This is a genomic window from Dellaglioa sp. L3N, assembly GCF_054941095.1.
Window position 1 is genome coordinate 1,170,641 of record NZ_CM142928.1, and the last position, 14,539, is coordinate 1,185,179.

The following is a 14,539-nucleotide window of genomic DNA, read 5'->3' on the forward strand; positions in this document are numbered from 1 at the left end:
TTTATAATTTCGCATGAATCATTCTCTGATTATCAAAACTATCCTTTTTTCCTTCTATTGAATCGGCATATTTAAATGCATTTGTTAACATCTTTATCACAGGCGCTTCTTGATGATAGCCTATCTCAAAAAAAATATCGGCTGGCTGTTTCGTAAAATCAGCCATTTCTTCAATCATTCTTCGATACAAACTCAAGCCATTTTCAGTAGCAAATAAGGCTTGGTATGGCTCATGTTCAATAACGCTCTTATCCATCACATTTTGTTCATTTTCAGCAATATAAGGTGGATTGGACACAATCACATCCACCCCTACCGACTGAATCGGCTCAGTTAAATCGCCAATCAAGAAAGTCACGTCTAACTGTTGTTCTTCTGCATTTTTTTTAGCAACTGCAATAGCCGCTTCTGAAATATCACTCGCAAAAATTTGCCAATTAGGACGTTGCTGTTTCAAAGCTAGCGCAATTGCGCCAGTTCCAGTCCCAATGTCAGCAATGCGTAACTTTTCATTGGCAGGTAATAGCGCCAACATCCATTCTACCAATTCTTCCGTCTCAGGTCTCGGAATAAGCGTAGCCTCAGTAACTTTCAATTGCATACCAAAAAAGTAAGCATGCCCAACAATGTATTGTGCTGGCATTCCTTCACAAAATTGGTCAATATCTACCTGATATTGTTGCCAATCAGCTTGAGGCATTTCCGTCTGATAGTGCATCAATAAGTCTGTCATTGACCAATTCAAACGTTCTAACAACAGCCATTGCGCACTTTCCACTTCTAACTTATGCTTCTCTATACACAAAGAAGCCCATTTCAAGGCTTCATAGTAGGTTGGATTAGTCATTTCCTTGCAAGTTTTCCATTTTTTGTGTTTGATCATATAAAATCAAGGCATCAATCACTTCTTCAAGTTCACCATTCATAATACGATCTAATTTATTCAATGATAAGCCAATTCGATGATCAGTTACACGATTTTGAGGGAAATTATACGTTCTAATTCGTTCAGAACGGTCCCCTGAACCAACGGCTGATTTTCTATTTTCATTATAAGCACTTTGTTCTTGTTGTGAGTAAAAATCGTAAACACGAGCCTTCAAAATTTTCATGGCTTTTTCACGATTTTGTTGTTGTGACCGTTCATCTTGCATAGCAACAACAATATTAGTTGGTAAATGCGTCATTCGTACGGCAGAAGAAGTTTTATTAACATGTTGTCCACCAGCACCAGATGAGCGATAGACATCTGTTCTGATATCTTTTGCGTCAATTTCAATTTCGACATCTTCAGCTTCTGGCATGACCCCAACCGTTGCAGTAGAAGTATGCACACGTCCAGCTGATTCGGTTGATGGAATACGTTGAACACGATGTGCGCCACTCTCATATTTTAATTTAGAGAAGACACTATCCCCATTAATTAAAAGGACAATTTCTTTAAAGCCACCAACTTCAGTCACATTTTTATCCACAACTTCAATAGACCAGCCTTGTTTTTCGGCATATTTTGAATACATTGAGAATAAATCGGCAGCAAATAAACTGGCTTCATCGCCACCAGCGGCACCATGAATTTCCATGATAATATTTTTATCATCATTAGGGTCCTTTGGCACTAACAAAATTTTAATCTCATCTTCTAAGGCTGTTTTGGCTTTTTTAGCATCAGCTAATTCTTCTTTAGCCATTTCTGCCATTTCAGGGTCGAGATTTTCACCCAACATTTCTTCAGCGTCTGCGAGTTCTTGAACAACAACCTTATATTGACGGTATTTTTCAACGGTTTCGCGGATACTTGCCATTTCTTTTGATAATTCCATAAATCGTTGATTATTTGAAATAATCTCTGGGTCAGATAATAATTCGCCTAATTCTTCATAACGATCATCGACTGATTGTAATTGGTCATACATTTCATCCATTTATATTGTCTCCTTTTAATTCTCTATCCTTCTAGTTTAGCTGATTATTGTAATTGTGTCATTAACGGATTGTTATAATGCTTGCGGCACACCGGATAATACGCTTCATTGCCGCCAATTTGAATTTGTTCCCCATTATAAACGGGCTTCCCGTCATGAATACGTAAATTCATGATGGCCTTTTTAAGACAGAACCAGCAGATTGTTTTCATTTCTTCAATCTTATCAGCATACAATAATAAATATTTTGAGCCTTCAAATAATTCATTTTTAAAATCATTTTTGAGTCCAAAAGCCATGACTGGAATGTTCAATTCGTCCACAATCTTGGCTAACTGAATAATATGATCTTGTTTTAAGAATTGTGATTCATCAATCAAGACACAAGCTGCAGTTGAATTCGTTTTTTGAACTAACTCAAAAACATCTGTTTCGTCAAAAATAGGTGTCGCTTCACGCTTCAACCCAATTCGACTGGAAACAAATCCAACGCCGTCTCGATCATCTATGCCACTCGTTAAAATAATGACTGATTTATTTTGTTCTTCATAATTATGCGCAACTTTTAAAATTTCAATTGTCTTACCACTATTCATTGCACCGTATTTAAAAAATAATTGCGCCATAATAAACCTCTTTTATCTTTCAGATTTCCGTCTTTAAGTATATCTGATTTGCACTTAAATTTCATTAAATAAAAATTTTTTCTTAATATTAAGCATTTTATATGTAGAATTTTGTAATTATGCTATTATAGACATAATATAAATTCAGTCAATTGGACTACCACGTGGATTTTATCGCATGTAGTCAATTTTTCTGTTAACGGAGGATATTTTAATGACGATAAAAAGTTCACTCGCAACTGCCGCCGGGAAATCATCTTATTGGTTTTTACATACCTTCCTAAAAGGTGGTAGCTCATTACCCGGCAAAATAACTGCCGCATTAGACCCAGAAATTCTAAAAACTTTAGGAGCCAATTATGACGTTATCGTCATTACTGGAACCAATGGTAAAACTTTGACAACTGCTTTAACCGTTAAGGTTTTAGGCGCTAAATATGACCATATTTTAACAAACTCAGCAGGCTCAAATATGGAACAAGGGATTATTACTGCTTTTTTAACAGATAAACGCAAAAAGAACGAACGGCCCCTTGCCATTCTTGAAGTCGATGAAGCTAATGTCATTAAAGTGACACAATATATCACGCCAAAAGCATTTGTTCTAACAAATATTTTCCGTGATCAAATGGATCGTTATGGTGAAATTTATACCACGTATAAAAAAATTATTGATGGGATTAAATTGGCACCTGAAGCAACCATTATCGCAAACGGGGATGCCCCCATTTTCCATTCAATTGACTTACCCAATCCTTTTGTTTTTTACGGTTTCAATCATGAAGAAGAAACAGAAAGCCTAGCCCCAACTAATACAGATGGTGTTCTTTGTCCTGTGTGCCAGCATATTTTGCATTATAAGCTCCGCACATACGGTAATCTTGGTAAATATTATTGTCCTAATTGCCATTTCAGTCGACCTGAATTAGACTATCAATTAACATCACTTCTAGAACAAACACCAACATCATCTCGTTTTGTTATTGATGGACAACCTATGGAAATCCATGTTGGTGGTTTGTATAACATTTATAACGCACTTGCCGCTTATGCAGTCGGTCGCGTTTTTGAAGTTGGTCCTGCAGCCATCAGTAACACGTTAAGTGAAGATGATGAACAGGTCTTTGGTCGCCAAGAAGTTATCCAAGTTGATGACAAAGAAATCACATTAGTTCTTGTTAAAAATCCCGTTGGACTGGATCAAGTCCTAGATATGATTGCAACAGATACCGCACCTTTCTCATTAGCTTTCTTATTAAATGCAAACTATGCGGACGGTATCGATACGAGTTGGATTTGGGATGGTAATTTTGAACAATTAACGCAGATGAATATTCCCCAATTCATGACTGGTGGCGAACGCTACAAAGACGTTTCATTCCGCTTCAAAGTAGCTGGCGTTGAAGATAATCAGTTAATCAAAGAACCCGATGTCTCTAAGGTCGTTGAACGCCTTAAAACGTTCCCAACAAAGCATATTTATGTTCTAGCCACTTATACAGCAGTATTACAATTACGCAAATCATTAGCAAATGATGGTTATATTAAGGAGGGCATGTAACATGGCAAAATATCATTTGACTGTTGCCCATTTATATGGCGATTTATTAAATACTTATGGTGATGTGGGTAACTTACTTGCCCTAGCCTATTACGCTAAACAAATGGACGTTTCGTTAACAACTGAGGTCATTAGTTTAGACCAACCCTTTGAAAAAAATCATTTTGACTTAACTTTTTTTGGTGGCGGACAAGATTTTGAACAAAAAATTGTCTCAAAAGACATTCAAAAAAAGAAAAAAGACTTAACTGATTATATTGAAGATGATGGCCCCCTACTTGCAATCTGTGGTGGTTATCAATTGCTTGGTAAATATTACGTTGGTGCAGATGGTGAAAAAATTCCTGGTATCGGCGCAATGAGCCATTACACAGAAACACAAGATAATAACCGTTTTATTGGCGATATTACCATTCAAAATGAGGAAACTGGTGAAACTTACCATGGTTTTGAGAATCACAATGGGATGACCTTCCTTGGTGAAGACGAACGACCACTTGGTAAAGTTCTCAAAGGTAAAGGGAACAATGGCAGTGATGCCTCAGAAGGCGTTATGTACAAAAATGTCTTCGGTTCATACTTCCATGGCCCTATCTTAACTAGAAATGGCGAATTAGCTAAACGCTTGCTATTAATTGCCCTACATCGTAAATACCCAGATGTTGATTTTAGTGAACAAGAAGCCCTTGTTATCGAACCAACATTTTAATAACAAAATAAAGATTCAAACAATAATTACTTATTGTTTGAATCTTTATTTTTTAGGCTTTTTCACCAGGTTCTGATGCAATAATTTGCATATTACCTGTGATTGTCCATTCTTTAACTTCATTAGGTAAAATAAAATGCATCCCCATTTTAAGTTCAAAATTCTGACCATCGACTTCAATCTGACCGTCACCTTTTAAAACTGAAACAAGGGTATAAGGAGCAACTGTTCGCTTAAATGTTGCTGAGCCGTTTGCGATTAACCATTCATAGACACTAAAGAAAGGTGCTTCAACGAAGGTTGTGACTTTAGCATCCCCCACCATTTTTGTCTGAATGTTTAACTTCGGTACAACATTGGGAACATTCGTGACATCAATTGATTGTTGAATATGTAAGTCACGTTTTTTACCAGTTGTTGCATCAACACGATCAAAATCGTAGACGCGGTAAGTTGTATCACTACTTTGTTGCGTTTCAAGCACCATTACACCCGAACCGATAGCGTGAATCGTTCCACTAGGAACATAGAAGAAATCCCCTGCTTTAACAGGAACATGTGTAAACAGATCAGCCCATTTTTCATCATGAATCATTTCTGCTAATTCTTCACGCGTTTTAGCATGATGCCCATAAATCAATTCTGCACCAGGTTCAGCCGAAATTACATACCAGCATTCCGTTTTACCAAGTTCATGTTCATGCGTCATGGCATAAGCATCATCTGGATGCACTTGAACCGACAAATCTTGATTGGCATCTAAAATCTTCGTTAAAAGGGGAAAAACATCGCCTTTAACATTCCCAAAAACCTCACGATTTGAATCCCAAACTTCATTCAATGTCTTACCCGCAAATGGCCCATTTAAAACAGTACTTGGACCATGTGAATGTGCTGAAATAGCCCAAAGTTCACCAGTATGGTCACTTGGAATATCGTAACCAAAGACCGTTTTAAGATGATTACCACCCCAAATTTTTTCTTGTAATACAGGTTTTAAAAATAAAGGTTCTGTCATTATTATGTTCTCCTTCATCTAACTTATTATAAATTCATTTTAACACAAGCGGTTACATTTTTGCTGGTTAATCCGTAATAATCGCATTTTTCTCCATTAAAAAGGTCGCAACGATGTCATCTCGTTTTGTAAGATAAAGCGGATTGTTACTCGTTGGATGTACTCTATTGGTTAGAACAACTAGTCCATCTTGTGTGGCTTGATCCATTAACATGAATGTCCCTGTGTAACCCGTATGATAAACGGATTCTCCTCGAAGGTCCCAACCAAGTGAACGACCCAATTGACCAGTTGGCGTTTGATCATGAAACAACTTTTGAGTTGTCTCCGGCTTCAAGACAGGTCGTTCAGGATTATCTGACATAAACCACTGCATAAACTTTAACGTATCCGGCAAGGTTGAAAAAAGGCCCGCAGACCCACAATGTGCTTTTAAAATGCGTGCTTTAGGATCATGAACAATTCCCTTTAAAAGACCTAATTCAGGAATAATCTCCGTTGGAACACTTCTTGCCACCTCTGGCTTAAATGTACTATCAGCTAACCCTAACGGCATTAAAACGTCTTGTTGTATCGCCTGCTGAACGGGTATGTCTAAAATAGATTCAATAATAAAGCCTAAAAAAATAAGTCCAATATCACTATAAACAACTTTTTTACCAAGATTTTCGCCATTACTTAATCCAAATAAAGCTTGTTTTAACTCTGATGCCGATAACTGATTACGATTTTTAATGTACCCTTGAAAATCGGCTGTGTGTGTTAGTAAATGCCGCAAAGTCACTCGTTCATCTTGGTAATTTGGTAAATATTTTTTAACTAGATCATCAACACTTAAACGACCTGTTTCTTGTAATTTTAAAATCAGGGTTGTCGTTCCTATTACTTTGGTTAATGACGCAACATCATACAACGCATCAGCAGTTAATACGTCACGTTCAGGCACTAATTGCGAATAACCAAGGTAACTTTGGGTCATTATCTCATTATGGTGAATAATGCCAAATGAGGCTCCTGGAACGACCCCTTCATTGACCAATTGTTGTATTTTATTTTTCGTCTCAGGATATAACACGCTTAATCACCCCTTTTGATTAATTTTAACAATCGTAAATTTACCTTTTTTAAAATCAACATTACTGACACTAGCATTTTTTAATAGCATCACGGGTAATTGATTTTTTTCTAAACTATCAATAAAGCTCGATAAAACTAAGCCATGTGACACAATTAAGATATTGCCACCACGGGTTTGGTATTGGTTGCCAATATCCGTTAACGTATCAATAATACGACTTGTCATCTTATCGTATGTTTCCGCTTGGCTCGTTCCTTCAAGTTCAGCGAACATGTTCACTAAATTTCTAAACCGATCATGTCCTAACACAGCTTGACTCACTTTTAAAAAACCAAACTTTTTCACAAGTAATGGAATTAAATTTTTATTTTTCATTTCTTCCAGACGACCAAAATCAACTTCCCTAAGTCCCATAAGTGGTTGAATTTCAAATACTGATTGATGTTTTTCAAGAATAAAGTTCGCAGTATCTTGGGTCCGTTTTAAGTCACTCGTATAGACGGCTTCAAAATCTATGCCCCTTAACTGTGTGCCCAAAGCTCTGGCTGCTTCTCGACCCTTATGTGTCAGACGAGAATTGGTTACCCCTTGCAATCTTTTCAATCTGTTCAAACGTGTTTGACCGTGTCTTACTAAATAAAAATGGACCGTCTTCATCGCCGGCACCTCCCATAAACTTGTTTTATATTGCACTTTTAAGTATACGCTACCGTTTAAATTATTCCTAAAAAAAGGCCAACATTTTAGATAAATTTCTATCTATAATAATCAACCTTAATGACCACTATTAAAATAATCCTAAACATTTTCATTTAACTTGGTATAATAAGGTAAATCATTCAAAGGAGATTATCACTTATGGCTAGCAATTCAGATTCTATATTCTTTGTCTTATCGTATATTAAACGCCATCCAGATCAAGTTTTCTTCTCACGTTTAACTTATACAAATTCAATTACGGTTGTCCTACCCGGAAGCGTCAAAGTAGCTGACGCTGATATTTATTTTTTACCTGACAAATTAAGCGTTAACCGCCTTGCTGATGAATTTGTTTCGAAGCATGGTGATTTATTAGACTACTTCAGCAACAAGTTAGAAAATGCCATTCCTAACTATATGGACGTTTGGGTAACTACTACTTACCTAACACATCATAATACCTATTTAATTGAACTTTCGTTCGAACAAGATGTCTAAACAAAAAGGGTGATTAGCACATAACGTGTTAATCACCCTTTATTTGACACTTTAAAAACATTTTTATCGCCCAAACGGGGCTCGAACCCGTAATTCCGCCTTGAGAGGGCGACGTCTTAACCAATTTGACCATTGGGCAAAAATACTCCTTTAAGTATACCCCATATAAAATTGATGTCAACGATTTTTATGCCAAATCAAAATTTGGATAAAACAACAATACAAATACAATCCGAGACAGTACAATGCAGAAGCCCACATAACAAACGACAACCACCCATATTGTAAAATAATTCTTGTCGTCCCTATCAATAACGTCGTCACACACGCAATCAACAATCTAACGTATAATTTTTTTAATTCACGTCTTAATTTTATTTCCAATGTGTCCGCCTCAAACTTCTCTATTAAGTAATCTTTTATGTCTTTTATTATAACGTTCTAAAATAATTATCATAGTAAAGATAGGTTTCTTTATCAATACTTAACCATCTTTACTATTTCTTATTTATTCATTTTTCATTTGACAAAAGAACGTTATATCGCTAAAATTAGGAAGTTAAATTGTTACTGGGTAATAGCCAAACTGGTAAGGCGCCGGACTCTGAATCCGCAATCTGTAGGTTCGATCCCTACTTACCCAATTTTTGTTGTCAGTCGTTAGCATAGACTTTCAAAAAACTTGGCACTAAAGGTTTTCTATTTCATTGGTTATCATTCATTTGCACGTATTTACATGAGCAGTGAGCCATATAAAAATTTTTTAGGCATGATTAGGCGGACACTAACTAAGTTGGTGTTCTTTTTTTGTACTTTTATTTATCTCTAGTGAGTCGTACATAATTAATAATGGTACCTACATCAATTAACTACTAAGAAATGGCAACCAGAAAAACACTAAATAGCTTTATTTAAGCAACAATATTGTGTTGATTCTAATATTTAGACAATAAATAATCCAATACGTTTTATATGCTATAAAAAACGTATACAAAAAGAAGCCCCACTTTTCAACAGGGCTTCTTGCATAAAACCATTAAAACCGATAGCTATATTTTAAAAGATTGCTATTTATTATCCTACTTTTATACTGCCAATAGCGTTCCAAAATCAAAATTCTGATCTACTTTTTTGGCCATAAATAAATTGATATTAAGATTGGTATTGCTATGAACGTACAATTTAACCAAATCGGAAAATTTTCAAACATATACTGCTTAACATTACAATTAATAATGTTAGTTCCAAACAGCACATATAGTACTGCCCATAGTATAACAAAACTCACAAATAATATTGATTTATGTTGATTAACCCAATTTCCCATGTTTTACCCCTTTCTAAAAGAAAATAAAGAAAACAGTTCTAGCTGTCCACTTTGCAAGGGTCTTATTAACATGTACATATTTAATTAAACCCTTCTCGAGTCCTTTTTGTAAACCACCCTCAAAATCTGTTAAATAATTTACAAAATCTGTTAAACTTTTTGAAGATATTTTTATTTGAAGAAGTTTAACAGCATACTTAATAGCTTTTTTCAAAAGAGCAACTTTCCATTTTGGTGTTATTTGATTACTTTCATTATATCTATCTTGTAACAATTGATACTGTTGTTCTTTAGTAAGATTACTATGTTCAATTAATGTTTGAAATTCATCTTTCTTTTCGGAAGATAATCCTGAATATAACTCTGAAAAGCTTTTACGATTAGAATTGGAATCAGCCACCGTATCAGTTTTAATATTATTCGCGAATGCAACGGTTGATGGAGCAACCACCCCTCCTAAAATCATAACAGCTACCATTATTGTCACTACTTTTACACTTTTTATCATATAATCTTCTCCTCCATATTTAAGAACACATTAGAACATACACATAATAGCACCATTTTCTTTCTGTATTCTATAATCCATTTATACGTCAGCATTCGCCTCATTGCCGTTCGACATCTTATAAGTTTATTTTTTTCTTGATATCTAGATCATACAAGTCAGTCACGTTTTTTCATTAAGCGAAGAATATTCATATTAGTTGCCTCTACCTGTAGATTAATAATTTTTGATGCTTTTACAGGTAAGTGTATTTTTATTTATAACCATCAAACTGAAATCAGTATATTCCCCACCTTAAAGTAGTAAAAAGGTGTAAAAAAATAAACTATCCCTAACTTTTAGCAGAGTAGGATAGCATATTTTCAACACAAATATCTGAAATTTGTTCGTTCTTAAAACTAATTGCGCAGAAAAAGATAACGTTAATACGTTGGCTCTTTTTATTTACTTAACAATGAACATGTAAAATAGCTTTTATTTTGCTTCAACATAGAATGGTTGTGGAATTGAATTATCAGTAACCACTTGAGCAATCGAAATACCACCACTATTATTTTCAAATACATATCTCGGAGAAGCATGCTTTGAGATTAAAAGAGTATTTACTTTTACCGTTCTGCCAGCAACCACAATTTTTTTAGTTTTTATTTCACGGTAATGTACTTTTATTTGCCCCCTTTTTACATTGCTATCATCATACTCAAATAGTGTACCCGCACCAGTTTGATTATTAAATTTAAGTGAAAACTTTTCATATCTATTTACCGAACCTAAGTTCCAAGAAAACATTTTAACTGCATTCATATCCTCTGTAGAAACAGAATATGGTCCTATTTCTGTAGTTACTTGATAGTCACTAGTCTCATTAACATCTGAAATAGGAATATTATCTTCATCAGAACTATCAGCTGAAGAACTATTTGTAGTTGTCTCTTTTGAAGTTGAATCAACATCTTCACTGGAAGCCTTACTACTCAAAATGCTGGCACTTTGAGTCGCCATATTCTTAGCAGTATTTCTTTCTGCCATAAAATATAACCCCAACACAGCCAGAACACCAATCACTATTATTCCTACAAACAATTGAATCACGATATTCCGTCTTCTTGTTGCTCTAACCCTCAAAAAGTCATCTCGCCATTGCGGATTATTTTGTCTATCTTTATAAAATTCATAAGTATGACCTGTTCTTGTCCGATCACTTAAATATTTTTTTGCCATTATTTCCCCCTACAAAAAGTATTTATTTATCCTTCACTCCTTTATACTACTAATATCATAAATAGTCATCCGTGAACTTTCTTATGTAGTCATTACATGATTTGTACCCCACTAATTTCAATTAATAACGCACAAATTTACCCACATTATGATTCTATAACTTCAACATTCAAAATCAGTCTATCATTTGAACACTCTATTGTTATTAATTAAAAAAAATGACTGACTACCCATTTATATAGCATTTCTTACCTAAAAAGTGCGCCATAATTATCAGAGTTTATCTGACAATTATGACGCACTTTATTTTAATATTATTCAATTGACGGAAAAGCATCAGTAACTATTATTTTTTCTCATCAATGAAGACAGCACCTTCTGGTGGATTTTGATTAATTGCCCCAATAATTTTATGTGGCACATAAGCCCCTTCAAGACGATTAACATCTTCTTGTGTCAATTTTACGTCTAATGCATTCACTGCATCATCAAAATGACTAGGCTTAGTTGTTCCAACAATAGGCGCTGTAACCCCTTTAAACCATTGCCATGCTAATGCTATCTGAGTCATGGAAACATGATATTTTTGTGCTAATTCATTAACTTGTTGAACGATTTTATAGTCTTCACCTTCTGTTGTATCGTATTTTCCCATTGCAATCCGATCAGTTTTACTACGAAGTGAATCTATCCGCCAACCCAAATGGCTTAAATGACCTGCTGCCAAGGGACTATAGGGCATCAATGAGACATTCATTTGTTTACAAATAGGAATTAATTCTCGTTCATCTTCACGATAGAGCAGATTGTAATGATTCTCCATCGTTTGAAATTGAGCCCAGCCATTTTCTTTAGCGACTTGTTGCATATTATTGAATTGATACCCATACATAGCAGACGCGCCAATTGCTCGAACCTTACCGGCTTTGACCAAATTGTTCAAAGCCTCCATCGTTTCTTCAATAGGCGTGTTGTAGTCAAACCGATGAATAATGTAAAGATCCAGATAGTCTGTTCCCAATCGAGAAAGTGTCCCATCAATCTCTCGGTTAATCGCTTCTGAGGAAAGTCGTCCAGGATTAAAGTAAACTTTTGATGCAATAACAACTTTTTCACGCGCAATGTTTTTTTTGAGCGCTTTACCTAGATATTCTTCACTAGTTCCATTTGAATAACCATTAGCCGTATCGAAAAAATTAATTCCTTGATCAAGTGCATGTTTAATCACTTTTTCACTAGCATTTTCATCAAGTGTCCAATCATGCATAGTCCCCGGTTTACCAAAACTCATAGCCCCTGCACATATTTTAGAAACTTCAATATCGGTATTACCCAACTTAGCATATTTCATTTAAAAGACTCCTTTATCTTTTATTTTGTTCTATTTTTAATTCGACTTAAAGAAACAGGTGTTATGCCTAAATAAGACGCAATATGATAATCAGGCACACGCTTCAAAATCATCGGCTGATTCTCAACCAAACTAAGATAACGATCAACGGGATTTTCTTTTATGCGAGATAAAAAGTAGTTCGTATATTCCATAAAACGTCCCGCAAATATCTTGGTTATATCTTCATTAATTTCAGGATATTTTTGAATAAGTTCATCTAAATGTGCCTTACTCAAAACCATTAAATCACTTGGTTCCAAACTTTCAAGTGAAAATTGGCTCGCCTCGCCTAAATAAAAACTTTCAAAAGATGCGACTACCTGATTTTCAAAGAAAAATTGAAATGAAATATCCTTTCCTTCATCGTTATTCCATAATCTCAAGGCACCTGTTTCAATAAAATAAATATTCTCGGCTACTTCACCTTCAAATAACAAAGTTTCTTTAGCTGAAACCTTTTCATGCGTAAATAAAGCGTGTATTTCAGCCCAATGTGCCTCTAAAACGGGTACTTTATCATGTAAAAATTGATTCATTTGTCCTCACCTCTATCTGATTATCGTACCATAATGATAATCAGTAAAACATCATTAACCAAAAAAACTAACCCATGAAGCGGGCTAGTTTTTTAGATTGAAAAGTGAGTTAAAATTGATTCTCGTTGTTCAGCCGTTTTATGATCTAAATTAGCCATATTATGCCATTTAAAATGACGTAACCGTGTCTTTAAAAAAGTCCCGCGGAACAACATTTTAGCCAATGGTGCGCCAATAATAAGACGATAGATCCAATTAGGCGTGCTCATTGTGGTTACAATATCAATCTTAGGTTGTTTAACCATCAACGTTTTCATATTTTCAGCTGAGTAAAGGATATTTTTAGCATAAACTTTATCTAAAAAGCCTTTTGTCATTGCGGGCATAACTTCCCACCAGACTGGAAACATGAAAACAATGCGATCAGCTGCCAATAATCGTTGTTGATAATCAGCCACTTGATCATCACAGGGTTTCCCTTGTCGCCAATGTGCTAAATCAGCTTTAGTCATCACAGGATTAAAGTGATCCGCATGTAAATCGATTAAATCAATCTCATTTCCTTCACGACTTAGCTTTGTCGTCATTTGTTTTAAAAGTGCCGCCAAAAACGAGCGGTTATGTGGTTCATTATTTGATGCAGCTGCAGTATAAGGGTGATCGAAGACAATGACAATTTTCATTTGATAGGACTCCTTTTAGTTAATAAATTTATATTAACGTAAAATCGTCCTTGTCTCATTAACAATTGTTAATTGCGGCTAATTTAATGACTCGAACCTGATGCCACCTTGATTAACTAATACATCTGGTTGCAGATTTTGAACAATCTGACTACTAATCATCCCTTGAGTTATTTTAAGATAGTGCTTAAAATAACCTGTTTGTTGATGTTTTTCATCCGCCACAACATCTTGATAGATTTCAATTAAAACCCACTGATTAGGTGTTGTTTCATCTGTTGCCGCATACATAACCTGCATTCCTGACTCATTTTCCAATGATTGTGTCATCATCGCAACTAGTGCCACTTTAAAATCAGCTTTTGCATCCGGTCTTATTTCCAATTGCGTTAATCGACATTGATTACGTAACTGAGTCACTTCATAAAGCGGCATTGGTTGTGACAATAATAATTCAGGCTTCAAATTAATCATTTTTTTATCAATCACAATTTGACCGGCAACAGTTTTAAAGTCTCCAAATTGACTGGACTTCGCATGCTTTTCATAGCTCGCTTCATCCTGATAAGCCTCAATGACAATATTATCGGTCCCAGCTGAATCTAAATGCGCACTATACATCGCTAATGTCCCTTTTTCTTGTTGAATCGAAGTCGTTAAATTATGCAAGCCAACCGCCTTGTACTGAGTCGAATTAGCTGAATCAATCGTTAATTTAAATAATCTTAACAAGGGTGCCTTTTTTAAAGTTACCATC

Annotated in this window: 15 protein-coding genes and 2 tRNA genes; 4 read left to right on the top strand and 13 right to left on the bottom strand. The window is 35.2% G+C overall.

The genetic code is table 11. The features are described 5' to 3' along the window. Position 1 precedes the first annotated feature (1 nt). From prmC to ACVPPR_RS05895, 3 genes are read right to left on the bottom strand one after another with little or no spacing between them, the layout of a single operon-like run. Positions 2 to 847 carry a peptide chain release factor N(5)-glutamine methyltransferase gene (gene prmC, locus ACVPPR_RS05885; protein ID WP_462303876.1) on the bottom strand — a complete coding sequence of 282 codons (846 nt, stop codon included), beginning with the start codon at positions 845 to 847 and terminating at the stop codon, positions 2 to 4. After that, on the bottom strand, positions 840 to 1,925 hold the full coding sequence (prfA, locus tag ACVPPR_RS05890; protein ID WP_462297355.1) for a peptide chain release factor 1: 1,086 nt from the start codon (positions 1,923 to 1,925) through the stop codon (positions 840 to 842). Before prfA ends, prmC begins: the two co-directional genes overlap by 8 nt. Positions 1,926 to 1,969: 44 nt before the next feature. Further along, complete coding sequence (locus ACVPPR_RS05895; RefSeq protein WP_462297354.1) at positions 1,970 to 2,551, bottom strand: thymidine kinase; 582 nt, start codon at positions 2,549 to 2,551, stop codon at positions 1,970 to 1,972. A 214-nt stretch (positions 2,552 to 2,765) separates the two neighbouring features. On the opposite strand from ACVPPR_RS05895, the gene ACVPPR_RS05900 reads away from it, so the two are divergent. After that, positions 2,766 to 4,112 (top strand): MurT ligase domain-containing protein, encoded by a 1,347-nt coding sequence (locus ACVPPR_RS05900; protein WP_462303877.1) that lies wholly within the window; start codon positions 2,766 to 2,768, stop codon positions 4,110 to 4,112. 1 nt (position 4,113) lies between these two features. Beyond that, a complete protein-coding gene (locus ACVPPR_RS05905) occupies positions 4,114 to 4,821 on the top strand; it encodes a type 1 glutamine amidotransferase (RefSeq protein ID WP_462297352.1) in 708 nt (235 codons plus the stop codon). 52 nt (positions 4,822 to 4,873) lie between these two features. Here the strand turns inward: ACVPPR_RS05905 and manA are convergent, their stop codons facing one another. The 3 genes from manA to ACVPPR_RS05920 all read right to left on the bottom strand — a co-directional run bounded on the left by manA (position 4,874) and on the right by ACVPPR_RS05920 (position 7,574). Beyond that, a complete protein-coding gene (manA, locus tag ACVPPR_RS05910) occupies positions 4,874 to 5,839 on the bottom strand; it encodes a mannose-6-phosphate isomerase, class I (protein ID WP_462303878.1) in 966 nt (321 codons plus the stop codon). Between the two features lie 67 nt (positions 5,840 to 5,906). After that, positions 5,907 to 6,914 carry a serine hydrolase domain-containing protein gene (locus ACVPPR_RS05915; RefSeq protein ID WP_462303879.1) on the bottom strand — a complete coding sequence of 336 codons (1,008 nt, stop codon included), beginning with the start codon at positions 6,912 to 6,914 and terminating at the stop codon, positions 5,907 to 5,909. Between the two features lie 6 nt (positions 6,915 to 6,920). Further along, complete coding sequence (locus ACVPPR_RS05920; protein ID WP_462297349.1) at positions 6,921 to 7,574, bottom strand: histidine phosphatase family protein; 654 nt, start codon at positions 7,572 to 7,574, stop codon at positions 6,921 to 6,923. A gap of 201 nt (positions 7,575 to 7,775) precedes the next feature. Here ACVPPR_RS05920 and ACVPPR_RS05925 point away from each other — a divergent pair, with 201 nt between their 5' ends. Continuing rightward, positions 7,776 to 8,114, top strand: coding sequence for a hypothetical protein (locus ACVPPR_RS05925; protein ID WP_462297348.1), 339 nt, complete (start codon positions 7,776 to 7,778; stop codon positions 8,112 to 8,114). Positions 8,115 to 8,180: 66 nt separating this feature from the next. On the opposite strand, the gene ACVPPR_RS05930 is transcribed toward ACVPPR_RS05925, so the two are convergent. After that, positions 8,181 to 8,253 (bottom strand) — tRNA-Glu (locus tag ACVPPR_RS05930). Between the two features lie 432 nt (positions 8,254 to 8,685). Between ACVPPR_RS05930 and ACVPPR_RS05935 the strand changes: the two genes are divergently transcribed. Beyond that, a tRNA-Gln gene (locus ACVPPR_RS05935) sits at positions 8,686 to 8,758 on the top strand. Between the two features lie 696 nt (positions 8,759 to 9,454). Here the strand turns inward: ACVPPR_RS05935 and ACVPPR_RS05940 are convergent. From ACVPPR_RS05940 to ACVPPR_RS05965, 6 genes are all read right to left on the bottom strand, one after another. Further along, positions 9,455 to 9,949, bottom strand: coding sequence for a hypothetical protein (locus ACVPPR_RS05940; RefSeq protein ID WP_462303880.1), 495 nt, complete (start codon positions 9,947 to 9,949; stop codon positions 9,455 to 9,457). Between the two features lie 474 nt (positions 9,950 to 10,423). Continuing rightward, complete coding sequence (locus ACVPPR_RS05945) at positions 10,424 to 11,170, bottom strand: hypothetical protein (RefSeq protein ID WP_462303881.1); 747 nt, start codon at positions 11,168 to 11,170, stop codon at positions 10,424 to 10,426. A gap of 346 nt (positions 11,171 to 11,516) precedes the next feature. Continuing rightward, the gene (locus tag ACVPPR_RS05950) at positions 11,517 to 12,521 is read right to left on the bottom strand and encodes an aldo/keto reductase (RefSeq protein ID WP_462303882.1); all 1,005 of its coding nucleotides are present in this window, start codon (positions 12,519 to 12,521) and stop codon (positions 11,517 to 11,519) included. 20 nt (positions 12,522 to 12,541) lie between these two features. Continuing rightward, a complete protein-coding gene (locus tag ACVPPR_RS05955; protein ID WP_462303883.1) occupies positions 12,542 to 13,099 on the bottom strand; it encodes a Crp/Fnr family transcriptional regulator in 558 nt (185 codons plus the stop codon). A gap of 92 nt (positions 13,100 to 13,191) precedes the next feature. After that, the gene (locus ACVPPR_RS05960; protein ID WP_462297343.1) at positions 13,192 to 13,782 is read right to left on the bottom strand and encodes an NAD(P)H-dependent oxidoreductase; all 591 of its coding nucleotides are present in this window, start codon (positions 13,780 to 13,782) and stop codon (positions 13,192 to 13,194) included. Positions 13,783 to 13,860: 78 nt separating this feature from the next. Next, on the bottom strand, positions 13,861 to 14,538 hold the full coding sequence (locus ACVPPR_RS05965; protein WP_462303884.1) for a putative quinol monooxygenase: 678 nt from the start codon (positions 14,536 to 14,538) through the stop codon (positions 13,861 to 13,863). Position 14,539: the final 1 nt, after the last annotated feature.